The sequence below is a fragment of the Streptomyces sp. NPDC059788 genome, from assembly GCF_042732265.1.
Lineage (GTDB): Bacteria > Actinomycetota > Actinomycetes > Streptomycetales > Streptomycetaceae > Streptomyces.
The window spans coordinates 247,666-273,666 of sequence record NZ_JBHWHY010000004.1 but is presented as its reverse complement, the minus strand read 5'-3'; the positions used below and the strand labels follow the sequence as shown (position 1 = coordinate 273,666).

The 26,001-nt window shown below is 70.2% G+C and carries 24 protein-coding genes; 7 read left to right on the top strand and 17 right to left on the bottom strand.

Going from position 1 to position 26,001, the window contains the following annotated elements; genetic code table 11:
• The first annotated feature begins 5 nt into the window (after positions 1-5).
• Positions 6-1,244: a pyridoxal phosphate-dependent aminotransferase gene (locus ACFV57_RS05805; protein ID WP_385226075.1), complete on the top strand. Its 1,239-nt coding sequence runs from the start codon at positions 6-8 to the stop codon at positions 1,242-1,244.
• Positions 1,245-1,269: 25 nt separating this feature from the next.
• Here ACFV57_RS05805 and ACFV57_RS05800 read toward each other — a convergent pair whose 3' ends face one another.
• From ACFV57_RS05800 to ACFV57_RS05775, 6 genes are all read right to left on the bottom strand, one after another.
• Positions 1,270-2,772 (bottom strand): cytochrome P450, encoded by a 1,503-nt coding sequence (locus ACFV57_RS05800; RefSeq protein ID WP_385226073.1) that lies wholly within the window; start codon positions 2,770-2,772, stop codon positions 1,270-1,272.
• Positions 2,769-3,392, bottom strand: coding sequence for an ATP/GTP-binding protein (locus ACFV57_RS05795; RefSeq protein ID WP_385226071.1), 624 nt, complete (start codon positions 3,390-3,392; stop codon positions 2,769-2,771). Before ACFV57_RS05795 ends, ACFV57_RS05800 begins: the two co-directional genes overlap by 4 nt.
• Positions 3,373-3,744, bottom strand: coding sequence for a DUF742 domain-containing protein (locus ACFV57_RS05790; RefSeq protein ID WP_385226069.1), 372 nt, complete (start codon positions 3,742-3,744; stop codon positions 3,373-3,375). Before ACFV57_RS05790 ends, ACFV57_RS05795 begins: the two co-directional genes overlap by 20 nt.
• Positions 3,741-4,127: a roadblock/LC7 domain-containing protein gene (locus tag ACFV57_RS05785; protein WP_385226124.1), complete on the bottom strand. Its 387-nt coding sequence runs from the start codon at positions 4,125-4,127 to the stop codon at positions 3,741-3,743. Before ACFV57_RS05785 ends, ACFV57_RS05790 begins: the two co-directional genes overlap by 4 nt.
• Positions 4,128-4,181: 54 nt before the next feature.
• Positions 4,182-5,675, bottom strand: coding sequence for an ATP-binding protein (locus ACFV57_RS05780; protein ID WP_385226067.1), 1,494 nt, complete (start codon positions 5,673-5,675; stop codon positions 4,182-4,184).
• A gap of 554 nt (positions 5,676-6,229) precedes the next feature.
• Positions 6,230-6,691, bottom strand: coding sequence for a MarR family winged helix-turn-helix transcriptional regulator (locus tag ACFV57_RS05775; RefSeq protein WP_385226065.1), 462 nt, complete (start codon positions 6,689-6,691; stop codon positions 6,230-6,232).
• 122 nt (positions 6,692-6,813) lie between these two features.
• Between ACFV57_RS05775 and ACFV57_RS05770 the strand changes: the two genes are divergently transcribed.
• Positions 6,814-8,070: an alpha/beta hydrolase gene (locus ACFV57_RS05770; protein ID WP_385226063.1), complete on the top strand. Its 1,257-nt coding sequence runs from the start codon at positions 6,814-6,816 to the stop codon at positions 8,068-8,070.
• Here the strand turns inward: ACFV57_RS05770 and ACFV57_RS05765 are convergent.
• Complete coding sequence (locus ACFV57_RS05765; protein WP_385226061.1) at positions 7,971-8,666, bottom strand: aldehyde dehydrogenase family protein; 696 nt, start codon at positions 8,664-8,666, stop codon at positions 7,971-7,973. The genes ACFV57_RS05770 and ACFV57_RS05765 overlap by 100 nt on opposite strands.
• A 284-nt stretch (positions 8,667-8,950) precedes the next feature.
• Here ACFV57_RS05765 and ACFV57_RS05760 point away from each other — a divergent pair, with 284 nt between their 5' ends.
• The 3 genes from ACFV57_RS05760 (at position 8,951) to ACFV57_RS05750 (ending at position 12,605) form a co-directional block, all read left to right on the top strand.
• Positions 8,951-9,640 carry a helix-turn-helix domain-containing protein gene (locus ACFV57_RS05760; protein ID WP_385226059.1) on the top strand — a complete coding sequence of 230 codons (690 nt, stop codon included), beginning with the start codon at positions 8,951-8,953 and terminating at the stop codon, positions 9,638-9,640.
• A 63-nt stretch (positions 9,641-9,703) separates the two neighbouring features.
• The gene (locus ACFV57_RS05755) at positions 9,704-10,237 is read left to right on the top strand and encodes a hypothetical protein (RefSeq protein ID WP_385226057.1); all 534 of its coding nucleotides are present in this window, start codon (positions 9,704-9,706) and stop codon (positions 10,235-10,237) included.
• Between the two features lie 1,255 nt (positions 10,238-11,492).
• The gene (locus ACFV57_RS05750; protein ID WP_385226055.1) at positions 11,493-12,605 is read left to right on the top strand and encodes a serine hydrolase domain-containing protein; all 1,113 of its coding nucleotides are present in this window, start codon (positions 11,493-11,495) and stop codon (positions 12,603-12,605) included.
• Between the two features lie 179 nt (positions 12,606-12,784).
• Here ACFV57_RS05750 and ACFV57_RS05745 read toward each other — a convergent pair whose 3' ends face one another.
• The 5 genes from ACFV57_RS05745 to aztB form a co-directional block, all read right to left on the bottom strand.
• Positions 12,785-14,401 carry a PucR family transcriptional regulator gene (locus ACFV57_RS05745; protein WP_385226053.1) on the bottom strand — a complete coding sequence of 539 codons (1,617 nt, stop codon included), beginning with the start codon at positions 14,399-14,401 and terminating at the stop codon, positions 12,785-12,787.
• Between the two features lie 234 nt (positions 14,402-14,635).
• Entirely contained in the window at positions 14,636-15,823 is a 1,188-nt protein-coding gene (aztD, locus tag ACFV57_RS05740) for a zinc metallochaperone AztD (protein WP_385226051.1), read from the bottom strand.
• 67 nt (positions 15,824-15,890) lie between these two features.
• Positions 15,891-16,784 carry a zinc ABC transporter substrate-binding protein AztC gene (gene aztC / locus ACFV57_RS05735; RefSeq protein ID WP_385226122.1) on the bottom strand — a complete coding sequence of 298 codons (894 nt, stop codon included), beginning with the start codon at positions 16,782-16,784 and terminating at the stop codon, positions 15,891-15,893.
• A 56-nt stretch (positions 16,785-16,840) separates the two neighbouring features.
• Positions 16,841-18,073 (bottom strand): hypothetical protein, encoded by a 1,233-nt coding sequence (locus ACFV57_RS05730; protein ID WP_385226049.1) that lies wholly within the window; start codon positions 18,071-18,073, stop codon positions 16,841-16,843.
• Positions 18,057-18,947: a zinc ABC transporter permease AztB gene (aztB, locus tag ACFV57_RS05725; protein ID WP_385226047.1), complete on the bottom strand. Its 891-nt coding sequence runs from the start codon at positions 18,945-18,947 to the stop codon at positions 18,057-18,059. The genes ACFV57_RS05730 and aztB overlap by 17 nt, the downstream gene beginning before the upstream one ends.
• 57 nt (positions 18,948-19,004) lie before the next feature.
• Between aztB and aztA the strand changes: the two genes are divergently transcribed.
• Positions 19,005-19,700: a zinc ABC transporter ATP-binding protein AztA gene (gene aztA, locus ACFV57_RS05720; protein ID WP_385226045.1), complete on the top strand. Its 696-nt coding sequence runs from the start codon at positions 19,005-19,007 to the stop codon at positions 19,698-19,700.
• Positions 19,701-19,751: 51 nt separating this feature from the next.
• On the opposite strand, the gene ACFV57_RS05715 is transcribed toward aztA, so the two are convergent.
• The gene (locus tag ACFV57_RS05715) at positions 19,752-20,657 is read right to left on the bottom strand and encodes an NAD(P)H-binding protein (RefSeq protein ID WP_385226043.1); all 906 of its coding nucleotides are present in this window, start codon (positions 20,655-20,657) and stop codon (positions 19,752-19,754) included.
• Between the two features lie 254 nt (positions 20,658-20,911).
• Here ACFV57_RS05715 and ACFV57_RS05710 point away from each other — a divergent pair, with 254 nt between their 5' ends.
• Entirely contained in the window at positions 20,912-21,754 is an 843-nt protein-coding gene (locus tag ACFV57_RS05710; RefSeq protein ID WP_385226041.1) for a helix-turn-helix transcriptional regulator, read from the top strand.
• A gap of 73 nt (positions 21,755-21,827) precedes the next feature.
• Here the strand turns inward: ACFV57_RS05710 and menC are convergent, their stop codons facing one another.
• The 4 genes from menC to ACFV57_RS05690 all read right to left on the bottom strand — a co-directional run bounded on the left by menC (position 21,828) and on the right by ACFV57_RS05690 (position 25,989).
• Positions 21,828-22,937: an o-succinylbenzoate synthase gene (menC, locus tag ACFV57_RS05705; RefSeq protein WP_385226039.1), complete on the bottom strand. Its 1,110-nt coding sequence runs from the start codon at positions 22,935-22,937 to the stop codon at positions 21,828-21,830.
• Between the two features lie 24 nt (positions 22,938-22,961).
• Entirely contained in the window at positions 22,962-23,729 is a 768-nt protein-coding gene (locus tag ACFV57_RS05700; RefSeq protein WP_385226037.1) for a GNAT family N-acetyltransferase, read from the bottom strand.
• Positions 23,726-24,808, bottom strand: coding sequence for a M20 family metallopeptidase (locus ACFV57_RS05695; RefSeq protein ID WP_385226120.1), 1,083 nt, complete (start codon positions 24,806-24,808; stop codon positions 23,726-23,728). The genes ACFV57_RS05700 and ACFV57_RS05695 overlap by 4 nt, the downstream gene beginning before the upstream one ends.
• Positions 24,809-24,966: 158 nt before the next feature.
• Positions 24,967-25,989 (bottom strand): dipeptidase, encoded by a 1,023-nt coding sequence (locus ACFV57_RS05690; RefSeq protein ID WP_385226035.1) that lies wholly within the window; start codon positions 25,987-25,989, stop codon positions 24,967-24,969.
• Positions 25,990-26,001: the final 12 nt, after the last annotated feature.

The window sequence follows — 26,001 nt, the reverse complement described above, 5'->3', positions numbered from 1 at the left end:
ACGCCATGTCGCCGTACGACGCGCACCGGCCGCTGTTCGACGACACGCGGGTGAGGCCCGGCCTGTTGCGGCGGCGCTCGCCCCTTCGCTGGGGCGCGTATCCGCCCGGCGTCATCCCGCTGACGGCGGCCGAGCCCGACTTCCCCGGGCCCTCGGTGGTCACGGAGGCCGTGCTCTCCGCCGTTGTCGACGGCTATTTCCCCTACGCGTCGCCCATGGAATGCGGTGAACTCCAGGAGGCCTTCTCCGACGTCGCCGAGATCCGTTACGGGATCGGCAATCATCCCGGTCGCGTGGTGCCGGCCCCGGGCACCGCGGCCGCGCTCTGGGGCGTGGTGCGGCTCCTGTGCGGGAAGGGCGACGAATGCATACTGCTGGACCCGGTCGACCTGCTCTTCGGCCAGGCCGTCGATGCCGCGGGGGCCCGGCGGGTCCACTGCCCGATGGACAAGGGCACGGGGCGGCTGGACCCGGACCGGCTCGCCTCTCTCATCACTTCGCGCACCGCCCTGATCTGTATGTGCAATCCGCACAACCCGCTGGGCACGGTCTTCACCGAGGCGACCCTCCGGGCGGTGGCCGAGGCGGCGGGCAGGCACCGCGTCCCGATCCTCTCCGACGAGGTGTGGAGCGAGATCGTGTACCCGCCCGCGACACACATCAGCATGGCGAGCCTGGACACCGGGAGCAGCCATCGCGTCTACACGGTGACCGGACTCTCCAAAACGTTCGCGCTGCCGGGACTGCGGATGGGATTCGTCATCGCCCCGACCCTGCGGGACGCGGACGCCCTGCGGCTCACCTTCCAGCGTCTCGGCGCCACGTACAGCATGCCCCCCTTCACCCAGGCCGGAGCCCTGGCCGCGTTACGCCACGGCTGGCCCTGGAGGGACGCCTTCCTCAGGCATTTACGGGAGGTACGGGATTACTGCGTGGACCGGTTGAACGCGATCCCGGGAATCTCCTGCAGCCGCCCGGACGGAACGTACGTCCTGTTCCCTGACGTGTCCCGCCTAGGCATGAGCAGCCGGGCGATGGGCGAATTCCTCCTGTCCCGCGCCCGGGTGGCGGTGGTGCCCGGTACCCCGGAGTGGTTCGGTCCGGCCGCCGAGGGCAATATCCGCATCAGCTACGCCACTTCCCGGGCGGTCATGGAGGAGGCACTGCACCGCGTCGCCGGAGCCGTCGAAGAGCTCGTCACCGGTGGCCCGGGCGCACTCCAGACCACCGGGACAGCGCGGTAGGGCGCCATCGCCCCACCGGGCGGCATCAGCCTCGCAGCCATGCCTTCAACGAGCCCCACCAGGATGTACGCCTCCTGCGGACCGGGGCCGGCGGGGACACCACCGACGGGAACGGCACGACAGGCTCGGCAGCGGCCCCCGGACCGCTGACCGCGGCGGGCCACCCGCTCTGCGCGGCGGTCCGCAGACGGCGCTCGGGCTTCGCGGCGGTACGGGCCGGGTCCGCCTCCGCGGCGGGGCCCGGAGGCCGGTGCGCGGCGAACGCCACCGGAAGGCTGGACAGGTGCCGTGTCATCCACCCCGAGGTCCAGCTCAGTTGCTCCTCGGGGATGCGCAGCCGTACGTCGGGCAGCCTCGCCAGCAGGGCGTCGATGCCGGTGTCGGCGATGGCGCGGCCGATGTTCTGGCCGGGGCACTCCTGGGGACCGCTGCTGAAGGCGAGATGCGAGCGGTTCCCGTGCAGCGGCACCGAGGGGTCCGGGCGGACGGCCGGGTCGTGGTTCCCGGCGGCCAGGCCGAGCAGCAGCATGTCCCCCGCCTCGACCTTCTGCCCGCCGATCTCCGTGTCCACGGCGGCCCAGCGGCCGGGGATGGTCATGAGGGGCGGTTCGCTCCACAGCACCTGCTCCACCACGTCGGGCAGGGTCATCTGTCCGCCGGCCAGCGACGCGTGGCACCGGGGGTCGGTCAGCACCACCCGCAGGGTGCTCTTGAGGAGGTTGACCGTGGTTTCGTTGGCGGCGATGAGGATGACCCGCAGATGGTTCCACACCTCCTCGTCGGTCAGCCCCGAGGAGTGTTCGAGCAGCCAGGACGTGACGTCGTGGCCGCGGCTGCCGCGCTTGCGCCGTACGAGCTCCGAGAGGGTCTCCACGATGAACGCGTTGCTGGCCACCGAGGTCTCGGTGCCCGCCACCATGTCCCGGCTGGCCGTGACCAGCCGCGGCCCGTACTCGTCGGGCATGCCCAGGAGCTGCGTCAGGACGAGCATGGGCAGGTGCTCGCAGAACTCCTCGGCCAGGTCCGCTTCCCCGCGCTCGGCGAAACCGTCGATCAGTTCGTGCGTGAAGCGGGTGATGTGCCGTCGGATCCCACGGCGGTTGAAGCGCTCCAGGCTGTCGGTGACCGCCAGGCGCAGCCGGGTGCGCTCGTCGCCGTCCAGGAACAGGCAGACCGGCTGCCAGGCGATCATCGGGAGCAGCGGGGAGTCCGGCGGCACCCGCCCTTCCCTGAACCAGCGCCAGATACGGGAGTCGCGGCTGAACCGGGCGGGGGTGCCGGCGACTTCGAGGATCTCGCGGTAACCGAGGACGAGCCAGGCCGGGAGGTCGCCGTCCAGCAGAACGGGCGCGACGGCCCCGTGCCGGGCGCGCAGGCGCTCGTACAGACCCATGGGGTCCTCGGCCGCCTCGGGGCCGAAGAGCCGCGCCAGTTGGTCCGTGGCGCCGAACCGGGCGTGTGCCGGGCACTCCGGAGGCGGCGTGGGTGCCCACGCGGTGCGGGGCTGTTCGTGGGGAGAGGAGGTCACCGTGGCTCCGGGTTCGTGGTGGTGAGGGCGTACAGGTAGCGCATGAGGGTCAGCAGGCCGTCGCGGCTGGAAACGCGTTCGCGGGCATCGCAGTCGATCACCGGTACCCCGTCGGGGATGTCCAGGGCCTCCCGGAGTTCGGACGCCGGGTAGGACGGGGCGTCGGGGAAGGCGTTGATGGCGACGATGAAGGGCACTCCGCGTTCCTCCAGGCGGCCCATCACGTCGAAGCTGTCCTCCAGCCGCCGGGTGTCGATCAGGACCACGGCGCCCAGCGCTCCTTCGAAGAGCCCGTTCCACAGGAACCAGAACCGCTGCTGGCCCGGGGTGCCGAAGACATAGAGCACCAGCTCGTCGCTGAGGGTGATCCGGCCGAAGTCCATCGCCACGGTGGTCTCGTTCTTGCGCTCGACCCCGGCGATGTCGTCCACTCCGGCACCGGCCTGCGTCATGACCTCCTCGGTGGTGAGCGGCTTGATCTCGCTGACCGATCCGACCAGGGTCGTCTTCCCGACCCCGAAGCCGCCGACGATCACCACCTTCACCGCTGTGGTGACCGAGGCCGGCAAGGTGTCCTCGCACCGGGGGCCGACGACGGGTTCAGAGATTCTGTAGTCCATGCATCACCGCCTCCAAGAGTTCGATGTCGGGCAGCGACTTGGCCGGGACCGACGCGCGGGCTTCGACATGGCCGCTCGCCAGGAGGTCCGTGAGCAGTACGGTGATCACGCTGACCGGCAGATGGAGATACGCGGAGATCTCGGCGACGGACAGCGGGTAGCCGCATATCCGGACGATGGCGGCGAGTTCGGGCTGCATGCCCGGACCGGCTTCGCCGCGGCTGACGATCAGCGTGACCATGTCCAGGGGAGAGTGCCGGTCGGGCAGGTTCCGGCCGGACGTGATGACGTAGAGCCGCTCGGGGCCGCCCTCTTCCCAGGCCCGATGCTGTTCCTGCTGCGGATCGCTCATGGGGCCTGCCGGTCGGCCCGCGGCGGGCTGGTGAGATGCTGGCCGATCCGGGCGACCAGATCCCGCATCCGCTGCCCCATGAGGCCGGCGTCCACGTCGTCGTCGGCCAGCACCGCCAGATAGGCTCCGGCGCCGGCCGCCATCAGGTAGAAGAAGCCGCCGTCGACCTCGACGACGACGAGTTTCATCCGACCGTCGCCCCGCGGGAACTCCGAGGCGATGGCCGCCGACAGGCTCTGCAGTCCGGCACAGGCGGCGGCGAGGCGGTCAGCGGTGTCATTGTCCGTACCGAACTGCGCCATGCACAAACCGTCCGAGGACAGCACCACGACATTACGGGTCTGCGGGACGCTGGACGCCAGCTCCTTCAGCATCCAGTCCATGTTGAGCCGCTGCTTTGTCGCCACTTGCTCACTCATCCTTATCTGCTGGCTCGGTCACTGCTCGGGCTCTTCGTCGCCCGGCCCGTGCGGGCGGTGCGCCGGGGGCCCGCCCGAAGACGCGTCGGAGTCACCGCCGAGGAAGGCCGACATCCACAACCCGGCCGGCGGCGGCTGGCCGGCCGACGCCGGGGGGCGGGGGGCGGCGGAAGGGGCCGACTGCGGCGGGCGCACGGACGGGATCACGGAGCGGGTACGCCGCCTGCGCTGCGGAAGCCCGTTGGCGGTGCGCGGGGCGTCGGTGGGCACCGGCTCCTCGGCGGCCGCCTCGGCACGGTGCTTCGGGCCGCTGGGGCGGCGGGGCGGCGGCAGGCTGGGTGCCTTGGCCAAAGCTCCGCCGGGCGCCGGGGTCACGGTGATCAGTTCCGGCGGTACGACCAGGACCACGCGCACGCCGCCGTACGCGGACACGCGCAGGGAGACCTTGAAGTGGTTGGTGTGGGACAGCCGGCCGACCACGGCCAGGCCGAGCCGTGGCGACTCCCCCAGGTCGTCGAGGTCCAGCCCGCTGGTGGCGTGCTGCGCCAGGGCCCGCTCGGCGCGGATACGGGCCTCGTCGGTGAGGCCGAGTCCGGCGTCCTCGATCTCGACGGCGACACCGGACTGGACCTCGGACGCGGTCAGGTGGACGCGGGTCTGGGGCGGGGAGTAGCGGGTGGCGTTGTCCAGCAGCTCGGCCACGGCGTGGATCAGGGGTTCGGCCGCGCGGCCGAGGACACCGACGTCGGCCACCGAGTGCAGATCGACGCGCTGGTAGTCGGTGATCCGGGACATGGCACCGCGCAACACGTTGAACAGCGGGATGTCCTTCTGCCACTGACGCCCCGGCCGGGCGCCGCCGAGGACGGCGATACTGTCCGCCAGCCGGCCGATCAGCGCGGTCCGGTGGTCGAGGTGCAGCAAGTCGCCGAAGACCTGCGGGTCCTGGCCGTGCCGGTCCTCCATCTCGCGCAGTTCCAGTGCCTGTTGGTGCACGATGGCCTGGACGCGGCGGGCGATGTTGACGAAGGCCCGCCGGGCGGAGTCACGCAGGTCCTCCTCGGCCTCCACGGTCTCCAGGACGTAGCGCAGCACCGCGTGGTGCGAGGCTTCGAACCGGGGGCTCACGCGCGAGACCTGACCGGTGCAGCGCAGCACTTCCTCGACCGAAATGCCTTGCTGGAGCCGCGCCATGGCCGCGGGCAGGGTCTCCTTGGCCAGCCGCGCCGTCTCGGCCTCCTGCTCGGCCAACTGCCGTTGCAGGGCGGCCTCCCGCTCGGCGTACTGGCTGCGCAGCTGGTCGATCGCACGGCCCCGGCGCGCCGCCCTCGCGGTTGCGATGCCCGCGGCCACGGTCAACAGGACGCCGATCCAGGCGGCGTCGGCGCGGGCCGCCGAAGGCATCAGCGGAACAGCCACGGCCGCGCATATGGCCAGGACCACGGGTGGCAGCAGCCACATTGCGGGGGAGGCCGGCCCTGGCCTTCCGGGTGACGAATCAGCACGAACCATCGGCATCCTTTGAGCACTAAGGGAAGGGACAAGGCTTCGTACACGGAATTCACGGACGTCGGAAAAGCAGCGAAAACGCAATGGGCGACCGCCGGTTCGCACACACCGATCAATTTCCGCAGTGCACGCCGAGCCGACGTGCCACGCGCGGGGCCGGGCTCCAGGATGCCCGGAGTCCTCGCGCGGCGGCGACATCACGACGGCTGCGGAAGACATGCCGCAGTCGTCACGACTCGCTGCGCGGCAGTGAGCATAGCGGGGCCCGAATGGCTCTGCGGGGCATGTGCATATAACACATGAATGTACTCACGTACGAAATTCTGAAGAATCGTTTGGCGTCGGCCATTCACCGGAATCGCCGACGCCCCGAAGAGGCGTGCCGGCGACGAGAGGAATACCCGTATCCACCTGCGCGACTCCACTCTTTGATCACGGATGCCACCGCACGCGAAAACGCCCGCACGCCGGAGAAAGGCGCACGGGCATCGCACAAGCGGTCGACGGCTTCAGGGGCCGTCGCGGTCAGAGGCGGTCACGGCCAGGGGCGGCCCTGGTCAGAGGCGGTCATAGATGGCCGACAGCTGTCGCAGCACCTCCGCCGCCGAGTCGAGGGCAGCCGCGTCGTAATCGGCGAGGGCGGTGTCCAGGGCCTGCCGCAGAGCCGCCTGCCTCTCGTCGTGGCGGTCCCGGCCGGCGGCGGTGAGGGCGACCGAGACGGCCTTACGGCCCGGAGTCTGCTCGCGGGTGACGTAACCGGCGGCGACGAGCCCGTTGACCAGCTGGGTGGCGCCGGGAGGCGTGGTCTCCGTGGCGGCGGCCAGTTCACGGATGGAGAGAGGGCCGTTCTGGGCGAGCATCCGCAGGGCGCGTGCGTGGGTGAGGGAAAGCGCGCCGGGCGTGCGGGTGGCACGCCCCCGCAGTCGGGCGTCGGCCGCACTGAGGCTGTAGGCGGCGCGGGACAGCTCGTCCAAGGCGTGCTCGCGCTCGGAGTCGGGCCGGGGGTGGCGAGGGGGCATGGCGTGTCTCTCTCGGACGGGGCTGCGGTTGACACACATCTTAAGGTAAGTACTTAATGGATCGAGGATAAGTACTTACCCTCGATGTTGGACGCCATAGCACCACAGAGGAGGACGGCCTGATGACCGCACGTTCCACCGGCCAGAGCTGGAGCCTGGACCTCGCCCTGGCCCAGGGCGGCTTCGACGCCCTGCACCCCGAGGCCAAGGGCACCATGGAGCAGCTCGGCCACGACCACACCGACTTCGACAAGGTCTTTGCGCTCGTCAAGAGCGGCGCCATGCTCCCCAAGGCCTGGGCGACCGTCGCCGGCCAGGCCGAGCAGCGCGCCGCCCACCACGAGCGGGAGGGGTTCGCGCGCACCGCCGCCGACCTCTACCTGCGCGCCGCCGTGATGTGGGGCCGCGCCCAGTACTCCGTCTTCGACGCGGACGACCCCCGCAAGGCCGCCTTCCGCGAACACACCGACCACTGCGTCGCCCGCCTCGGCAGCCTGCGCGAGAACCGGGTGCGCCGCGTGGTGCTGGACTTCGAGGGGCAGCGCCTCTACGCGCTGCTGCATCTGCCGGCGGGACCGGTGCGCAACGCCCCGGCGGTGATCCTCGGTCCGGGAATGGACATGATCAAGGAGGACTACATCCACGCGGCCGAGCGCTACTACACGTCGCACGGCGTCGTGGCCCTCTCCATCGAAGGCCCCGGCCAGGGAGAGACCCGCGCCAACGGCCTCACGGTCGACCTGACCAACTACGAGCGGGCCATCAGCCGCTACCTCGACCACCTCGCCGCCCTGCCGGAGGTCGACGCCGAGCGCATCGGCATGTTCGGCATCAGCATGAGCGGCTACTGGGGCCTGCGAGCGGCGGCCGCGGACCCGCGCCTGGCCGCGCTCGCCACCTTCGAGGGCGTCACCGGCGACTTCGACACGATCTTCGACCGCGCCCAGCCCACCTTCAAGCACAACTACATGTACATGTCCGGCTTCGGCGACGAGGAGCGCTTCGAGCGGGAGCTCGCCTCGCGGATGCCGCTGGGCGACCTCGTCACCCGCCTCACGCGGCCGGTGCTGGTCGGCATCGGCGAATTCGACGAACTGACGCAGCTGGACCAGGCGCTGGCCACGTACGAGCGCATCCGGGCCCCCAAGGAGATGCGCGTCTACGAGAACGAGTTCCACCCCCTGGGCGGGGTCGCCGCCGAGGTCTTCCGGTTCGGCGCCGAGTGGCTCGAACGCGCCCTGAACGGCGCGCTGCAGGAGCCCGGGAGGGACGTACGGCACTACGTACGCCGCGACGGCACCACTGCCGACGGCACCGCCGACCCCGACTGGTGGCTCGGCGCCGCCCCGGCCTCGCTCGACAGGGCCCGCCGGTCCTGAGGCCGCGCGTTCCTGGGGCGGGCCACACGCACGGTGGTCAGCGGCCCCATCTGGCTGGAAGGGTCTTCCGCGGGCCCGACCTCGACCGCCTCCAGCCCGGCGGCCAGCCGGGTGCGCAGCTCATCGGCGATACCGCGCTGAGCGAGCACACGCGAGCCGGTGCAGCAGAACTCCCCGTTCATCAGGATGCAGCTCGTCACCAGGTACGGCACCACGACGTCCAGGTCGGCGTCGTCGAAGACGAGCAGCGGGGTCTTGCCGCCCAGTTCGAAGTTGGCGCGCTTGAGCGTCGGCGCGGCCGCGGCGGCGATGGCGCGTCCGACACGCGTACTGCCGGTGTAGCTGAGCACGTCGACGTCGGGTGACCCGACCAGGAGCGGCGCCACCTCGTTGCCCGCCTCGGTGAGGATGTTGACGACACCCGCGGGCAGGGACCGCGTGGCGGCGACGGCCTCGGCGAAGAGCGCGTTGGTCACAGCGGTCTGCCCGGGCATCTTCACCACCGTCGTACAGCCCGCGCCGATCGCCGGCCCGAGGGCGCGTACCAGCAGGATCACCGGCGAGTTCCACGGTGCGATGAGGCCGGCGACTCCCATCGCCTCCGGGGTCGAGTGGTGCCCGGCTCGGGTTCGGCCGCCCGGCCGGCGATCCGGGTGAGCGCGGAGGCGGCGCCGTAGCGCAGCCAGTCGACGGAGAGCGATACCTCCCAGGTCGTCCGGGCGAGCAGTTTGCCGTTCTCCTGGGCGAGGGTCCGGCTCATGGCGGGGACGCGTTCGGCGAGCCGGTCGGCCAGTTCGTACAGCGCCCGGGCCCGGGGCTCCGCGGTCCGGGACCAGCCGGTGGTGTCGAACGTCCCGGGACCGGCGGCAATACTGCAGAAGTGACCAAGGAACGCAACCAGCTGGGTACGGCGCTGCGCCGATGGCGCGACCGGCTCGCACCGGCCTACGTGGGCCTGCCCGCCACCGGTCGGCGCCGTGCCGCGGGACTGCGACGCGAGGAGCTGGCCGCACTCGCCGGGCTCCCCGTGGACTACCTCGTCCGCCTGGAGCAGGGACGCGCCACCCGGCCCTCCGAGCAGGTCGCCGAGGCGCTGGCCCGTGCGCTGCACCTGGAGGCGTCCGAACGGCAGCACCTCTACCGCCTCGCGCGTCTCCCGCTGCCGGGGACCGGGCGCGTCTCGACGCACATCCCGCCCAGCGTTCAGCGCCTGCTCGCCGCCCTCGCCGATCAGGCACTGGCCGTCTTCGCCGCGGACTGGACACTGATCACCTGGACCCCGCTGTGGTCCTCGCTGCTCGGAGACCCCGTACGCATCCCCGCGGACCGGCGCAATCTGGTGCTCGACACCTTTCTGCCCGAGCCCGTCCCCGGACGTTGGCCCGTCCGGCCGGAGGGGGGCCGCGGCGCCATGGAAGCCGGTCTCGTGGCCGACCTCCGCGCCGCACAGGGCACCTTCCCGGACGACCCCCGGCTGCACGAGCTGATTCACGAATGCAGGACACGCAGTGCCCGCTTCGCACTCACGAGACCCGAAGACGGGAAAGACAAGACTGGGGATTCGGATTGAGAACAGGACGACAATCAACTCCCTCCTGCATCCACCGGGGAAATACAGGCCCTTCGTCGAGAAATGGATCGGAATGCCAATGACAGGCATAGCGGACACCATTGGTGGGCCATTCCGAACAAAGGTACAGGAAGTGTACTGGGAAGAAGACGCGATCATTCGATGAAAAAGATAGTACCGCTGGCGATTGCGGCGTCCGTACTGGCACTCGTAGCCGGGGGGTTTCTGCTCTTCGCCGTCATCGAGGGAATGAAGTCGGGTACGGCGAAGCGCAGTGACGTCGTCGGCTCCTGGACCGGCTCTCAAGGGGCCCAGCTGACCCTGCGCGAGGACGGAACGGCGACCGGAGTGAAGGTGCCCGCACGCTTCGCGCCGGACGGAACCCCGACGGACACGCTCGGCGGGAGCGGAACGTGGTCCATGCCGAAGAAGGAATCTTCCGCTGCAGACCAGGAGATCAAGGTCATACTCAACACAGGACCCGGAATCCGGGCCGGTGTTGAATTCCGCGCCAACGGCGAGGGAGCCGCGGACGGAATCTACCTTCCGGTGTCCGCGGAAACGGCGCAGAAGTTCCTTTTCAAGAAGACTTCCTGACGAATCCTTGAGATCCAGAGGAAGCAACGTCTGTCCGCCGACCGAACAGCGACGGCGAAAACTCTGACCCATCTCCAACGCCGGCCCCGGCCACTCAATACGAGCGGCCGGGGCCGGTGCAGTACGTGGTTTCCGGACCGCACGATGCCATGCCCATTTCGACCTTTGGCTCGGTTGCCCAACGCACAGGAAATCTGGTGGTTTTGTCCGGCTGCACTGAGCACAGAACCCCTATCCCCTCGGCTGCGTAGATCCGCAGCGCACAGCTCCGCTTCATGCAGTTTCACGCGCAGAGGCACACTCCATCCAGCCACGCCTCGACCATCTTCGCAACGCCAAAGTCCGCTCTGCGCAGACCGTTGGTCGGCGTTCGGTGGGCACGGGTTGGGCCGTTGCTTTCGGGTCGGATGCCGAAGCGGGGTGGGCGATGGCGGGGGCAGCGTGAGGTGATCGGCGCGGTCGCTTGATGCGGCGTCCGGGCCGTCCTCCCTGTCCCGGCCGGTCAGCGAGACCGCCGACTGCGAGAGGCGGTCAGGGTGGCAGGCCGCCTCATGCGGCCGCGATGCCGACTAGCAGCACAACACCGTCGAAGGTCGCATCAACCGCCCCGAACAGTGGCGGGTCATCGCCACCGGCCAGGAGAAGACCGCCCGACATCTACTCGCCGGACACCACCGGGCGGGCACCCTTCTCTGCTCCGCACGATGATCCAGACGACACCGGCCTGGTTTCGGCAAATCTCGTGTGCCGCAGCACGGCCGGTACGCATCGAGCTGAAGAGACTATGCGGCACGTCCGTGCCACCGCATTGGTTGCAAGGGACGGTAAGGGTCCCCCGCCGCTCGCGGCGGGGGACGGCGAAGGCATCGTCGCCCCAGCGACGGCGATGCGAAGGCCCCCTACCGACTCCTCAACTTGGCCCCCCAGCCGAAAAGTTCGGCCCGTCCCACACGCATGGTCCAAGCGGTTACCCGAAGCTGAGCGCCCCCGTATCAAGCGCCCTCGCCCCTTTGGCCGGACGCACAAAACATGTGCGCAATTTCTGGACTTGCATCGCATGCACCAGGCCGGGACGGAAGCAACGCTGTCCGCATGGACATCCAGCACGTGTGTGATCCGGCGAGCGTGCGACGGGCGGCCCCGGCGGCCGTATTCGCCCCGGCCTCGTCGCAGGCAGCGGCCCGATGATGCTTCCCGCGGCACGAAGCGGAACCGAATAGACGCTGCACGCATCTGTAATACACAAGGAGACATCATGCGAAACGGGACGAGTGCCATCGTGGCCCTGACATTCACAGCTTCGCTGGTGACGGCACCTGCCGCGGCGGCCTCCACACCGCAGTGTGACAGCAAGCCCGTCCGGACAGCGCTCAAGGCGCTCGAAGGCATCGGCGCCTCCGGAATCAGTGTGACGGTGAAAAGCCCGCACTGCGGCGTCTGGAACGGCGGTATCGGCCTCGCCGACCTCAAGACGGGCCGGAAAGTCGTCGGCAACGAGCACAGCCGTCTTGCCAGCAACACCAAGACCTGGGTGGCCACGGTCGTGCTGCAGCTCGTCGGCGAAGGCAAGATCAAGCTCGATGACACCGTGGACGACTATCTGCCCGGTCTCATCCGTACCGAGCACTACGACGGGCGCAACATCACCGTCCGGCAGCTTCTGCAGCACACCAGCGGCCTGCCCGACTACCTGGACGCGTGGGACGACCTGGAAGCGCACCGCTGGGAGCACATGGAGCCCCTGGAGACGGTCCGGCAGGCACTGACCCTGCCCCCGCCCGACGACGCGAACTCCTCCGACTTCTCCTACTCCAACACCAACTACAACCTGGCCGGCATGATCGTCACGGAGGTCACCGGGCGCGGTATCGGCACCGAGATCGAGCAGCGGATCATCAAGCCCCTCGGGCTGCGCGCGACCTACTGGCCCGGTGACCGGACCACGCTCCCCAAGCCGGACCTGCGGGGCTATGTGGACCGGGACGGGACGCTGCTGGACCGGACGGAATGGAACACCTCCGGGGCCGGCGCGTCCGGTGCGCTGATCTCCAACGGTGCCGACACGACCACGTTCTGGTCCGCGCTGATGGCCGGGAAACTGCTGGCCCCGCCCCAGCTCGCCGAAATGAAGCGCACCGTCCCGGACATCTCGGCGGGCGAACGCTACGGCCTGGGTGTCGAGCGCTACGAAACCAGCCCGGGTTTCGTCACCTGGGGCCACAGCGGCCACATGGAGAGCGGCCACAAACTCCGGAACGCGGTCACCGATGACGGCAAGCGGGCCGTGACCCTGCTGATCGGCTCGGAATCGTTCGACTCGGACAAGGTGGACGCCATCATGGGCAACCTCATCCGCGACCTCCGCTGACGAGGAATCACCTGGGCAGGACGGAAGGTGCTGCCCAGGTGAACCGATCCCGGCGTGCGCCGCTTGCGCCGGGATCTTTCTTCCGTTTCCGCGCGTCGGTCCGCATTCCGCTCCCGCGCGATCGCTTACGCTCGCGTCTCTTTTCCCCTGCCCGCGCCTCCTTTTCGTTCTCCCCAACCTCAAGGAGTGTGCGGAGCGACCGCGGACCCGGCTCCGGTGGCACCGCTGAGCCCCGCCAGGGCCCTCAGCTGCAGCCAGAGGACCAGTCGCTCGTCGGGGTCCTCAAGGTTGATCCCGAGCTGCCGGCCGGCCTGCTTCAGGCGGTAGCGGCAGGTGTTGGGATGGACGGAGAGCAGTTTCGCCGCGCCTGCCACGTCGCAGCCCGCGTCGAACCAGGACACCAGGGTGCGGGCGTAGTCGGTGCCGTGCTCGGCGTCCGCCGCCAGCACCCGCCGCCAGGCGCCCGCCTTCAACCCCCGCTGCTTCTGCATGACTTCGGAGAGCCGGAGCAGCGTCACCCGGGGACGTACCTCGTCGACCGTGGCCACCGGCAGGGCGTCGTGCAGCAGCCGCAGGACCAGGTCGGCGTCCGCGCGCGAGTCCGCCACTCCGCCGAGGTCCGGCGCCACCTCGCCGAGCGCCGCCCGTACGGGCACCCGCAGCGACCGCCCCGCCCGGCGCACGATGTCCTCCGCCAGCTGCCGGTGCCGCTGGTCGACCGTCTTCTGTTCCTGCGGCCCGCGCGCTCCGCCGTTCTCCCCTGGCGCCGGCAGCAACGCGTACACCACCCCGTCCAGGAGCACGCACGCGTGCCGCCCGTAGCGCGCCTCGCACTGCAGGCGTACGACGTCCAGCAGCCTGAGCGAGGTCCGCTCGGCGTCGGGAACGCTCGCGGCGAAGTCCAGCACGAACGCGGCCACGCGCACCGCGTTCCACCCCAGGCGGTGTGTGGCCGCCGAGGCGTCGGCCGAGCCGTCCAGGAGCCGGCGCAGCAGGTCGGTGTTCTGGTGGCGGGCCAGTTCCTGGGACGCGCGGGCGCGCAGCAGGAGCAGTGCCGCCGTGGACGCGCCCTGGGCCAGGGTCTCCTCGGCGTCCGTGGCGAGCGTGCCGCTGTCGATCACCCACACCGAGCCGAGGGTCTCGCCACTGGCCCGCACCGCGACGGCGAGCCGCGGCAGATCGCCCGCCGTCAGCGGGGGCAGCCGCACCGGCCCGTCCGAGGCGAACACCAGCCGGACCTGTTCCGAGTTGTCCACACTGCCCGGCACCTGAAGGCCGAGGATGCCCTGGCGGCGGTCCTCGTCCACCGGCTGGCCCGGCACGGTGGAGTAGGCCAGAATCCGCTGGCGCGGGTCCTCCACCGCCGTCGCCCCGCCGGTCGCCGCCGCGATGGCGTCGGCCAGCGCGAACAGGTCCCCCAGTCCGGCGTCGTGCGCGGACCGGGCGCCGATCGCCGACGCCAGCATCAGGTGTACGTGGTGCCAGGCCGCGTCCTCGTCGATCGCCAGCAGCGCCATGCCGTGTGCCTCGGCCTCGCTGACCGGCGGCCCGACCGTGCCCCGCACCACGACCCCGGTCATCCCGGCCTCCGCCGCGGCCCGCACCAGCGGCCCGGCCGCCGCGGCCCGTACGCCGACCGCGAGCAGCAGGGCGCCGGGCGCGCGTGGCAGCGGGGCGTGCACGTCGTACAGCAGTGCCTCGGTGACGGGGGTGGCGAATCCGGCGGGTGCGGTGTGCAGCCGCAGCGGTGGGCTGCCGACGATGTCGATCAGGTCGCCGAGCGTACAGGCGTCCATAGGTGCTCCTTACCGCATCGGCCCGGATCGGACCGGGCTGCTGCCCGGACAGCCCAGATTGCTTCCTGGAAGCACCCGATAAACTGGCCGATCCCCACAGGAACGTACGTTCCGGTTGTCCGTTTCCACAACTGAGGGCCGCTCGCCGGCTCCGCCGGATACACCGTCGGCGACGTGCCGGCGAGCCGCGGTACGGGCAGGTGGGGGCGACCGCCGGCCGGTGCCGCCCCCGGTTCAGTGTGCGGCGTCGACTCCGGTGATCTCGTTGGGCTTCTTCTCGAAGGTGCCGGTCGTCGCCTTCTTCCCGGACTTCAGGTCCACGGCGTGGATCGATTTGTTCCCGGGGTCGGTGACGAAGGCCGTCCCGCCGCGTACGAAGATCTCGGGCCGGGGCTGCTGCCAGTCCATCGGCTCGGTCCATTTACCGATCACGGGGATGGTCGCGGTCACCTCGCCGGACTCCGGATCGATGACGTGGATACTCCCGTCCGTGCCCAGTACCAGGGCCTCGCTCCGCGGGCCCCGGGCGAGGGACTTGGCACTGTAGCTGGTGCCCAGGTCCACGAGCTTCAGCCGGCCGGTCTCGGTGTCGATCAACGACACCTTCTCGGGCCGTTCGAGTTCGGCTTCCGGATTCTGCTTGTAGTCACCGAGAACGACGGGCGAGTCCTCGCTCCCCTTCTGGTGGCCGATCCGTCCGTACGCGGTGGGGCTGTCGACCTTGGTGATCTTCCCGTTCCGGTAGATCAGCACACCGTCCTCGCAGCCGATGACCACCGCCTCGCCCTTCGCGGTCGCTTCACCGTGCACCGCGGGGCACTTCTCGTTCCGCGTGATCTCCTTGCGGTTCCGGTCGAGCACGACGATGCCCGTACGGGCCTTCTCCGTGCCGAGCGTGGTGACGAGCTCCCCGTTCTTCAGCTCGACCGCGACCCCGTGGTGCGGAGCGGGAGCGGTGTAGGTCCGCGTCTCGGGTCTGCCCTTGCCCAGGCCGGCCGGGTCGAAGATCGTGGCCTTTCCCGTACCGTCGGCGAACAGCACCGTCTTGCCGCCGTGCCGCACCACGTGCCCGGGCTTCGCGCCGTCGAAGCGGATGTCCGTCATGTTCTGCCGGCTCGCGTCGAGAACCCGGAAACCCTGTGGGGTGGACACCATGATGTGCCTGTCGTCACCCGCCGGATTCACCCGGTTGTAACCCGGCAGCGGCACATCCCGGACCACCTTGAGGGATTCGCCGTCGAGTACGTATATCCCGCCGTCGTGGGTGACGACGAGAGGGTCCTTCACCTTCGCGGCCGACTGCTTGCCCTTGCTTTCCGAAGACGCGCTCCCGGGTCCGCCGCCGCACGCCGCCATGAGGACGGAGGCGGCGAGCAGCGCGGTCGCGGCCGCGGCTCTCTTCGTACGTGAACTTCCCACCATCGGTCTTCTTTCCTTTTCTTTGCCCGCCGGCGCTGTTCGACGCACCGGCGCAATCCTCGGCCGGCGCCTAACGCTTCGTCAGCCCTCGCTCTATGGCTTCGGAATTCGACTGCATCATCTCCAGGTACGTGGCGGCGCCCTTCCCGTTTTCCGTCAGGGACTCGGAGAACAGGGGAATCACCGCGACGTCGACATGGCTCTCCCGTTCGAGGACGCGCGCCAGACGGTCCGGCTGGGAGGAGTCCACGAAGATCGCCTTGACGCCCGCCTTCTCGATCGTCGTGGCCAGGTTCTTCATGTCGGCGGCGCTGGGCGAGGCCAGCGTGGTGCCGCTCGGAATCACCGCTCCCACCACGTCGAATCCGTACCGCTGAGCCAGGTAACCGAACACGTGGTGGTTGGTCACCAGTTTGCGCCGTTCCCGCGGTATCCCGTCGAAACGTTTCTTCATCTGCTCGGCAAGGCGCCGGACCTTCTCCTCGTACGCACGGGTCCGCGACGCCAGGGCCTTCTTGTCGATCCCGCCGACTTCCGCGGCCACCTTTTCACCGATGACGCGGACTGCTTTCCGCACCCGGTACGGATCGGTCCAGAAATGCGGATCGGGATGTCCCGCGCTCTCGTCGCTCCGGTACGTGAGCGGGTCCACCGCCTCGCCGACGGCGAGCGTCGCGACGCCCGATTCCCCGGCGGCGGTGACGTGGCGCAGCACGTTCTCCTCCAGCCCCAGGCCGTTGTAGACGACCAGGTCCGCCCGCTCGATCTGGGCGGCCTCGGCGGCCGAGATCCCGAAGGAGTGCGGATCGGCATTCGGCTTCATGAGCACGGTCACGTCGGCCTCGTCGCCGACGATCTGCCGGGTGATATCACCCAGGATGTTGGTGGTGACCACGACGGTGGGGCGCTTGTCCGCCGTACCGGAGCACCCCGCCACGCCGGCGAGCACGGCGCAGACGCACAGGACGACGGCCGCCGCAGCGCCGCGCCCACGCCGCAGAGGGGCCCGCGTGAGTGCGCTCACCGCCCCGTCTCCACCATGGCGGACGGCGCGAAGTCCACGGAGAAGGACCGGGCCTCACGGAGGTCGTCGTTGAAGTCGATTTCGTGGATCTTCTTGTCCGCCACGTCGTTGACATAGGCGCGGCCGGCATCGACCTCGATCACCGGACGCGCTTCCTTCGCGTCGGGCATCCGGGAGACGAGCTTCCTGCCGGCGATCTTCTTGCCGCTCGACACGTCATACGCTTCCAGTACGCCGGTGTCCTTCAGCGCCAGGAGCGGCGCCCCCTCCCCCGCACTGTTGACGGCTGTCACCGGCCCGGTCTCCACGAGTTTCCACTCGCGTTCGGGCACGTTCAGCACCCACACGCCCCGGTCTCCCGCCGTGGCCGTCAGCGTGGAGCCGAGCGACCGGTGCCGGAAGGAGGCAGGACGTTCACCGTCGGGGACGCTCTGCCCGAAGGGTATTTTCTCGCCGCGCGCCTCTCCGTTCTTCTCGGAAACGAACAGCGCCCCGTCGGCGCACCCGAAGACGACACCGGTCCGGGTCACCGCGGCGCCACGGAGTTGTGCACACTTCGCCTTCAGCGCCGACTTCTTGTTCCCCTTCCGGTCACGCACCTCCACCACGGTCTCGTCTCCGGGGCCGCCGGTCGGGACGAGCACGTTTTCCTTGAAGGGGACGACGGGGCCCGCGTCGGCGTCCTCGATGGTGACGGTGGTGCCGATGTCGCCCTTTTCCATCCGCGCGTGGTCCAGCAACCGGGCCTTTCCGTCGGCGAAGGTGACGGCCGTCGAGGACGGACTGCTGTAGATGTGTTGCGGCTTGTTTCCCCGGAGCGCGCCGACTTCGCGCATCGTGGCACGGTAGTAGTGCACATGGTCCCCGTGATCGACCATCCAGGCACCGCTGTCGAATATGTGCGCGCCGGTGTCCGAAGCGGCGTAAGCGAACCGGCCGTCGGTGACCAGCCGGGAGCCGTTCGCCTTCCCCAGCGGCCGGGTCTTCCCGTCGATGAGGTCGAGCACCTTCAGAGCGCCGCTCGCGCCGTCGGCGAGTACGAGACGGGACTGCTGCTCGGCCGTTTCCTGTGCTCCCTCGATGTACCCGTGCGGCGCAGAGGAGGCCGAGGGCTTCTTGTCGCTCTGCTCTCCCGCCCCTCCCCCGCCGCCGGAACATCCCGTGAGCAAAAGTCCCAGCGCCAGGGAAGCCCCGTACGCGGGCGCGCCCTTCTTATGATTCCAGGCCATGACAGGTGTCTGTATTCCCTTCACTTTCGAGTGCCGAGAGCGGTTGCGGATTCCTGACCCGGCGACGCCGGAAGCCGGCGGCGAGCGCGGAGAGAAGGAACAGCAGAACCGCGACGGCCGCGATGGTCGCCCCTGCCGCCGTCCGGAGATGCCAGGACAGCAGCAGTCCGAGGAACGTCGCGCCGATACCGAACAGGGCGGCTCCGCACATCACCCACGGGACCCGCTGCGCCCACGGCAACGCCGCCGCGGGCGGGGCGATCAGGAGCCCGAACACCAGCAGCGTGCCGACCACGTGGAAGGACGTGACGATCGCGAGAGTGACGAGCCCCAGCAGCAATCCGTGCGCCAATCGGGGACGCAGTCCGAGGGTGTGGGCCTTTCGCTCGTCGAAGACGAGGGCCAGGAAGGACCGGTATCCCAACACCGAGACCAGCGTGGCCACGCACAGCGCGACACCGAGATTCACCAGGTCCTGCTCGCGTACCGCCAGCACGTCGCCGAAGAGGAACCCGGTGAGGTCCACGGCGAACGACTGGGACCGCGAAACAATGATCACGCCCAGCGACAGCATGCCGACGAACAGCAGGCCGATGCCGGTGTCCTGGGTGAGGCGCCGCGAGCGTCCGAGAACCGTCACTCCGCAGGCCATCACACCGGCGCTCACCGCGGCGCCGATGAGCAGATTGCCGCCGCAGAGCGAGGCGATCGCCACTCCGGGCAGCATCCCGTGCGACATGGCGTCGCCGAGAAAGGTCATGCCTCGCAGCACGACCCAGGTGCCGGTGGTGGCGCAGATCAAGGAGACCAGAATCCCACTCCACAGCGCCCGCTGAACAAAGGCCACTTCGAACGGGCCGGTCAACCACTCCATGCGCAGCAGGCTACAATGGAAATGGTTTTCATTTCAACACAAGGAGGGTCCGGCTCCATGAGCACCTGCGAGGTCTCGCTCCGCAACGTCACCGCCGGGTACGCCCGCCGCCCGGTCCTGCGCCAACTCACCGCTTCCGTACCGAAGTCGGCGATCACGGCCGTCGTCGGGCCGAACGGTTCGGGGAAGTCGACCTTGCTGAGCGTGCTGGCCGGTGTGCACCCGCCCACCGCCGGCACCATCGAGCGGAGCCACCCTTCCCGGCCGTGCTTCGTCGTACAGCGCAGCGCCGTCTCCGACGCGCTGCCGCTCACCGTCCGCGAGACGGTGACCATGGGCCGCTGGGCCCACCGGGGTGCCTGGCGGCGGCTCACCGCCGGGGACCGCGACGTGGTCGACGCCAGCATGGAGCGGCTGGGCATCGGCGACCTGGCCTCCCGGCAGCTCGGTGAGCTGTCGGGAGGCCAGCGGCAGCGCGCCCTGGTGGCCCAGGGGCTGGCGCAGGAGGCCGGTCTCATCCTGCTGGACGAGCCGACGACCGGGCTGGACGTGACCGCCCGGGGCAGCATCGCGACCGTACTCCGCGAGGTCGCCGCCGACGGGGTGACGGTCGTCCACGCCACGCATGACCTGACCGCCGCCAGGGAGTCCGATCACTGCGTCCTGCTGCGGGACGGCCGGAACGTCGGGGAAGGGAGGCCACGGGAGATGCTCACGGACGGCGCGCTGCGACAGTTCTGGGGGCTGTCCTGACAACTCCCGCGATGAATGCACTTGTTGGGGGGTGCGAGGCCGCCGGGGCCCTCAGTCCGATACGGCCGCGCGGTATCGGGGAGCGAATTCTTCCTCGATGAACCGTTCGATGGAGGTGGGCGTGGACGTGCGGGCGGTACGCGGCTGTTGCATCCGCGTGTGCCGGGAGTTCACGGATACGCCGACCTCGGCCATCATGTCCGCGACGTCGACGGACACGCCTTTGCCGAGGAGTTCGGCGTGGAAGTCGGCGATGCTGGTCTGCACATAGGTGAAGTCGTCCGCACGCACCGCGTTCGCGATCACGCTCGCGGCCTCGCGCATGGTCACGTCGCGTTCGCCCTGGAGTTCCAGGACCTCCGTACCGTGCCAGGTTCCGGTGGCCAGTTCCTCCCCTGCCCGGGCCCCGATGTCGCGGGTGGTGACGAAGGGCAGGGGTACGCCGGGCTCGAAGGGGGCGCTGATGCGGTGGTGGGTCCTGGCCGTGCCGATGTGGTCCAGCAGGTTTTCCATGAAATAGCCGGCTCGCAGCCACAGCGTGTCGGCCTCGGGGACGGCCGAGAGGCGCCGCTCGAAGCGGTGGAGTCCCCTGACCGGCCCGGTACCTTCGGCGTGTTGGGCTCCCCAGCTGCTGAGCCCGACGACGCGCCGCACGCCGGACTCGGCGACCGCCCTGGTCAGGGAGGCCGCCACCTGGTCCTGGAAGGCGCCGAAGTCGGGGTGGTCGGGGATGTAGTTGGGCTGGATCACCGCGTAGATTCCGTCCGCGCCGCGGAAGGCGTCCGCGAGTGCCACGGGGTCGGTCGGGTCGGCCTGCCGCACCTCGGCGCCCCGCGCGGCAAGGTCGGCGAGCCGCCGGGCCGAACGGCCGACGGCCCGGACGCGGTGTCCGGCCGTGAGCAGGTACTCGGCGGCGGCCCGTCCGGTGCGGCCACTGGCGCCGGTAATGACGAACATCGATGATTCTCTTTCCCTTGGCGTGCTGTGCTGGTGCCGGAGGCCGGCCGCGATCGCCCGGTGCCCTGGCGCTTTTCCGGGGGCGGGCAGGGAGGCGGGGCCGGTGTCCGGCAGATGTCCAGGCCATTCGGTAGGCGTTCGGCACGTTAGCCATCCGGAGAACCGGGCGGGTAGGAGTGCTGCACCCACCCCGCAAACGCAGCCGCCGGTCGGTTCCTGCCCGGGGGAAAACGTCTCGTCCTTAAGCTGGTGGCATGAAGGTTTCCAGGGACCACGACGCGGGCGAACCGCTGGCGGAATTCCTGCGCGCCAGACGGAATCGGATACGGCCCGAACAGCACCGGCTGGCCGCGGGAGCGCAGCGTCAGGTGCCGGGGCTGCGGCGGGACGAAGTGGCGTTCCTCGCCGGGATCAGCACCGACTATTACGTACGTCTCGAACAGGGAAGGGAACGCCGGCCGTCCCGCGCGGTGGTGGAGGGCCTGTGCAAGGCATTGCTGCTGGACGCCGTGGCAGCACGTCACCTGCGAGAACTCTCCGTCACGGGGAATTCCGCCGCCGAGGGGAGTTCCGCCGCCAAGGGCGGGGTAAGGGCCGGCATGGAAACGGGTCGCCTTGAGGCCGTGCACCGGCTGCTCGGCTCCATGACGGTGCCCGCCCTGCTGGTGAACCGGTGGCTCGACATCGTGGGCGGCAACACACTCGGCGGTCTCCTCCACGAGGGATTGGAGCCCCGGGACAATTACGCCCGCCTGGTGTTCCTCGCCCCGGGGGCCCGGACATTCTTCACCGAGTGGCCCGAAGTCGCCCGCTGCATGGTGGCGGCCCTACGCGCACAGGCCGGATCGGAAACGGGATCGGTGCGGCTGGGACAGCTCCTGGACGAGCTGACCGCGTACAGCGATGTCTTCCGATCCGCCTGGGGCGAGCACCATCTTTACGAGAAGGCGATGGACCACAAACGTTTTCGGCATCCGAGGGCCGGATCGCTCGCGCTCGACCAGCATGTCCTGGAATTGCCGGGAAGCGAAGGCCACCGGATCTGGGCCTTCCATCCGGCGGACGACGCGACCTCGAACGCCCTGCTCCGCCTGTAAGAGGGCGCGTTGTCCGATCGAGGGCCGCGATCACTCGGCCCCCGACGCCCCGGGTCCGCGGGCCGATGTGCGGCTACAGGGAAATCCATTCGGTGGAGGTGGTGACCTCGTTGAGTACGTCGGGCAGGGGCTCGACGCCGAGGCCGGGGCCGGTGGGGACCTGGAGGTGGCCGTCGGTGAGGACGAAGGGCTCCGTGATGTCGGTGGCGAAGTAGCGGCGGGAGCCGGAGGTGTCGCCGGGGAGGGTGAAGCCGGGCAGGGCGGCCAGGGCGACGTTGGCGGCGCGGCCGATGCCGGTCTCCAGCATGCCGCCGCACCAGACGGAGATGCCGTGGGCACGGGCCAGGTCATGGATGCGGCGGGCTTCGAGATAGCCCCCGACCCGGGCCGGCTTGATGTTGATGATGGAGCAGGCGCCGAGGGAGATGGCCGCCGCGGCGTCGGTGGCGGACTCGATGGATTCGTCCAGGCAGATCGGGGTGCGCAGCAGCTTCGCCAGTGCGGCGTGCTGGACCAGGTCGTCGTTGGCCAGCGGCTGTTCGATCAGCAGGAGGCCGAAGTTGTCGAGTTCGGCCAGCTGCCGGGCGTCCACCAGGGTGTACGCGGCGTTGGCGTCGACCTGGAGGAGCAGGTCGTCGCCGAAGCGCTCGCGTACCGCGCGTACGGGCTCGACGTCCCAGCCGGGCTCGATCTTCAGCTTGATCCGGACGTAGCCCTCGTCGAGGTATCCGGCCACGGCGTCGAGGAGTTCGGGCACCGAATCCATGATCCCGACCGAGACGCCGCAGGGCACCCGGTCGCGGGCGGCGCCCAGGTGGGAGCCGAAGGACTCGCCGGCGCCGCGGAGCAGGGCGTCCAGCACCGCCGTCTCCAGCGCGGACTTCGCCATGCGGTGGCCGGTGAAGGGCTCCAGGACCCGGCCCACCGTGTGCGGGTCCACGCCGTCCTTCGGCAAGGCGGGGATGAGGAAGTTGCACAGGACGTCCACAGCGCCGTCGACGTACTCGGAGCAGTAGCGGGGCTCGGACATGGCCGCGCACTCGGCCCAGCCCTCGCCGTCCGAGGTGACGACACGGACCAGCAGCACATCGCGGCTGGTCTCGACGCCGAAGGAGGTACGGAACGGGGCGACGAGCGGCATCGCGATCCGGCGCAGCTCGATGCCGGAGATCTTCGTCTTCACTGCTGGTGGCTCCTCTGCGGGTGGTCAGGCGTGGATGGTGGGGCGTTGGACCACGTAGCGGCGCCGTTCGTGGAGGCCGACGACGCGGGCGCCTTCCGCGAGCAGGCCGCCCAGGGTCTGCCGGACGGCCCGGCGCCAGGCCTGGGCGGCGCCGGGGTCGGTGCGGCGCAGGGCCTCGATGTCGTCGGGCAGGTCGATGAGTACGGTTTCGGCGTCGGTCGGGCCGGGCTCCGGGCGGCCTTCGTGGTCACGGAGGCCGTGCGCGGCGCCGGGGGGCAGCTCGGTCGTCTCGGGCGGGGCGGGCGCGGTGAGGTCCCAGGCGGCCACGACCCGGTCGGACTCGTCGCCGCCGTTGATGACGTCGTCCATCGGGCCGTAGAAGGAGGTCAGGTACTGCTCCGGCCGGGCGCCGAGTTTGACCAGGTTGAAGTAGGCGTTGCGGCGGATGAGCGGGTCGTAGGTCCAGGTGATGCGCCGCAGGCCGCGGGCGATCGCCCACTGCCGCTGGTGCAGCTTGAGGGCGAGGCCCACGCCCCGCCCCATGACGGCGCCGGTGATGTGGGAGTGCAGGCTGGTGCCCACGGGTTCGCCGAAGAAGGCGACGGACGCCCCGACCAGCCGGCCGTCCTCGTACGCCCCGGCCACGTAGTTGCCGGCGTGGGAGAGGGCCCGCATGACCTCGGCGGAGATGGGTGACTTGTCGGGCTCGGTGCCCCAGATGTCGGCGTAGAGGAGGCTGACGGCGTCGAGGTCCTCCATGAGGTGGAGTTCCCGGATGGTGGCTTCCTTCATCGCAGCGCTCCGAGGAGGTGGGCCAGGAGCCGGCTGCGGGCCGGCATGGCGGCGGCGATGACGTGCTCGTGGTCGGCGTGCGCGCCGTCGCCGACCGCGCCGAGGCCGTCGAGGGTGGGGCAGCCGACCCCGGCGGTGTAGTTGCCGTCGGAGGCGCCGCCGACAGCCGCCTGGCGCAGCGGGCCCAGGCCGAGCCGGGCGGCCTGTTCGGTGGCCAGGGCGAACAGCTTCCGGGACGCGTCGGGGTCCAGGGGCGGCCGGTTGGGGCCGCCGTCGATCTGCAGGCGGGCGCCGGGCACCCGCGGCTCCAGGGCCCTGATGAGCTGGTCGACCGCCTCCTGCGCCGCGGCGTTCGGCACGCGGACGTCCACGTTCAGCTCGGCCTTCGCGGGCACGGTGTTGTCCGATGTGCCGGCCCGCAGCAAGGTGGGAGTGACGCTCGTACCGGGCCCGGTGGCGGCCGTGACGGTGTCGGCGACACCTTTCAGGGCCAGGATCTGATGGGCGAGTTCGGTGGCCGCGTTGACGCCCTTCTCCGGCTCCAGTCCGGCGTGTGCCGCGCGGCCGCGGACGGTGATGTCGTAGAGGGATACGCCCTTGCGGCCGGTCTTCAGGGCTCCGCCGGGGGCCGAGGGCTCCAGGACGAGCGTGGCCGAGCACTGGCGTGCGATGTCCTCGATGAGCGTACGGGAGGTGGCCGAGCCGGTCTCCTCGTCGCCGGTGACCAGGACGCAGAGGCCGTCGAGGGAGGGCAGTGCGGCGAGGGCGTGGAACATCTGGACCAGGCCGGCCTTCATGTCGAAGACTCCGGGGCCGCGGACGATCCCCTGCTCCACCGACCAGGGGTGGTCCTTGAGGGAGCCGGTCGGCCAGACGGTGTCGTGATGGCCCAGCAGCAGGACGCGCGGCGTTCCGAAGGTCCACTGCACGTGGGTGACGCCTTCGAGGACCAGCGTCCGGGGCGTGGCGCCGAGCAGCCGGCGGCCCTGCTCGGCGACCACCCGGCCGCTGCGGGCCACGGCCGCGAAGTCGGCCGAGTAGGACTCGCAGGTGACGAGCTCTTCGAGGTCGGTGAGCATGGCGGCCAGGGCCGGTGTGGCGTCCGTCGGCGCGGATGGGCGTGCTGGGTCGTGCGGCACGGGTGAGTCCTCCGTCAGGTGTGGGATCGTCCGGCAGGCCGGTGTGGCGGATGAGGCCTGGCCCGCGGTGCCCGCGATCGGGTCTTGCTGGGGCGGCGTCAGGCGAGGTGCTTGCTCATGAGCCGTCGCATGTTCTGGCCGAGCACCTTCACGATGTCCGCCTCGGGCATCCCCCGGCGGACCATCGCCTCGGTGACCAGGGGCATGTCGGCCGGGCCCGCCAGGTCGGCGAAGTCGAACCGCGGGTCCTCGTCGTCGGCGTTCTCGCAGCAGGGCGGGGTGACGTCCGCCACCACCTCGCGCAGGAAGTCCGAGCCGAGGCCGACGTGGTCGATCCCGGCCACGGAGACGATGTGCTCGATGTGGTCGACGACCCGGTCGACGCCCACCTTCGCCTCGTCGTCGGTGAGGAAGTCCGGGACGAAGTTCACGCACACGATGCCGCCGGTGCCGGCCACGCCGCGGATCTGGTCGTCGGTGAGGTTGCGGTGGTGATCGCGCAGGGCACGGGCGCAGGAATGGGTGGCGATCAGCGGGCGGGTGGCGAGCTCCAGGACGTGGGAGACGCCGGCGGCCCCCAGGTGGGAGATGTCGAAGAGCATGCCCAGGCGTTCCATCTCGCGCAGCGCCTGGACGCCGGGGGCGGTCAGCCGGCTGCCGGTGGCGTCCTCCCGGCTGCCGTCCGCGAGCGGGGTGCGTCCCCAGTGGGCGATCGAGGCGATGCGTACGCCGAGCCGGAAGAGGGTGGGGATCAGTTCGACGGAGGCGTCGATGCCCGGCGCGCTCTCCAGGGCGAGCACCAGGGCGATCTTGTTCTCGGCGAGGGCCTCGTCGATGTCGGCGCCGTCCGCGCACAGCGCGACCTGATCGGCGTTGGCCTCGGCGAGGACATGGGCGCACTCGATCATGCGGAGGGTTTGCCGGAGCGCCCCCTCGGGGCGGTACTGGTCGTCGATGAACACCGGCAGGACCTGGATGTCGATGCCGCCCTCGCGCAGCTGCGGCAGCCACCGGTCCCGGAAGAAGCCGCCCCAGCGTTCCGGGGAGCGCGCGACCACGGCCATGAGGAGGTCGTTGTGGGCGTCGGCGACGATGGCGCGGCGGTGCAGGTCCAAGGACACGACGGAGCCTTT

Bases quoted from the DNA above. Each gene is read 5' to 3' on its own strand.
- ACFV57_RS05805 (WP_385226075.1), top strand. From the start codon at position 6: ATGTCGCCGTACGACGCGCACCGGCCGCTGTTCGACGACACGCGGGTG.
- ACFV57_RS05795 (WP_385226071.1), bottom strand. From the start codon at position 3,392: ATGGACTACAGAATCTCTGAACCCGTCGTCGGCCCCCGGTGCGAGGAC.
- ACFV57_RS05790 (WP_385226069.1), bottom strand. From the start codon at position 3,744: ATGAGCGATCCGCAGCAGGAACAGCATCGGGCCTGGGAAGAGGGCGGC.
- ACFV57_RS05785 (WP_385226124.1), bottom strand. From the start codon at position 4,127: ATGGACTGGATGCTGAAGGAGCTGGCGTCCAGCGTCCCGCAGACCCGT.
- ACFV57_RS05780 (WP_385226067.1), bottom strand. From the start codon at position 5,675: ATGGTTCGTGCTGATTCGTCACCCGGAAGGCCAGGGCCGGCCTCCCCC.
- ACFV57_RS05775 (WP_385226065.1), bottom strand. From the start codon at position 6,691: ATGCCCCCTCGCCACCCCCGGCCCGACTCCGAGCGCGAGCACGCCTTG.
- ACFV57_RS05770 (WP_385226063.1), top strand. From the start codon at position 6,814: ATGACCGCACGTTCCACCGGCCAGAGCTGGAGCCTGGACCTCGCCCTG.
- ACFV57_RS05765 (WP_385226061.1), bottom strand. From the start codon at position 8,666: ATGGGAGTCGCCGGCCTCATCGCACCGTGGAACTCGCCGGTGATCCTG.
- ACFV57_RS05755 (WP_385226057.1), top strand. From the start codon at position 9,704: ATGGATCGGAATGCCAATGACAGGCATAGCGGACACCATTGGTGGGCC.
- ACFV57_RS05750 (WP_385226055.1), top strand. From the start codon at position 11,493: ATGCGAAACGGGACGAGTGCCATCGTGGCCCTGACATTCACAGCTTCG.
- ACFV57_RS05745 (WP_385226053.1), bottom strand. From the start codon at position 14,401: ATGGACGCCTGTACGCTCGGCGACCTGATCGACATCGTCGGCAGCCCA.
- aztD (WP_385226051.1), bottom strand. From the start codon at position 15,823: ATGGTGGGAAGTTCACGTACGAAGAGAGCCGCGGCCGCGACCGCGCTG.
- ACFV57_RS05730 (WP_385226049.1), bottom strand. From the start codon at position 18,073: ATGGCCTGGAATCATAAGAAGGGCGCGCCCGCGTACGGGGCTTCCCTG.
- aztB (WP_385226047.1), bottom strand. From the start codon at position 18,947: ATGGAGTGGTTGACCGGCCCGTTCGAAGTGGCCTTTGTTCAGCGGGCG.
- aztA (WP_385226045.1), top strand. From the start codon at position 19,005: ATGAGCACCTGCGAGGTCTCGCTCCGCAACGTCACCGCCGGGTACGCC.
- ACFV57_RS05715 (WP_385226043.1), bottom strand. From the start codon at position 20,657: ATGTTCGTCATTACCGGCGCCAGTGGCCGCACCGGACGGGCCGCCGCC.
- ACFV57_RS05710 (WP_385226041.1), top strand. From the start codon at position 20,912: ATGAAGGTTTCCAGGGACCACGACGCGGGCGAACCGCTGGCGGAATTC.
- ACFV57_RS05700 (WP_385226037.1), bottom strand. From the start codon at position 23,729: ATGAAGGAAGCCACCATCCGGGAACTCCACCTCATGGAGGACCTCGAC.
- ACFV57_RS05695 (WP_385226120.1), bottom strand. From the start codon at position 24,808: ATGCTCACCGACCTCGAAGAGCTCGTCACCTGCGAGTCCTACTCGGCC.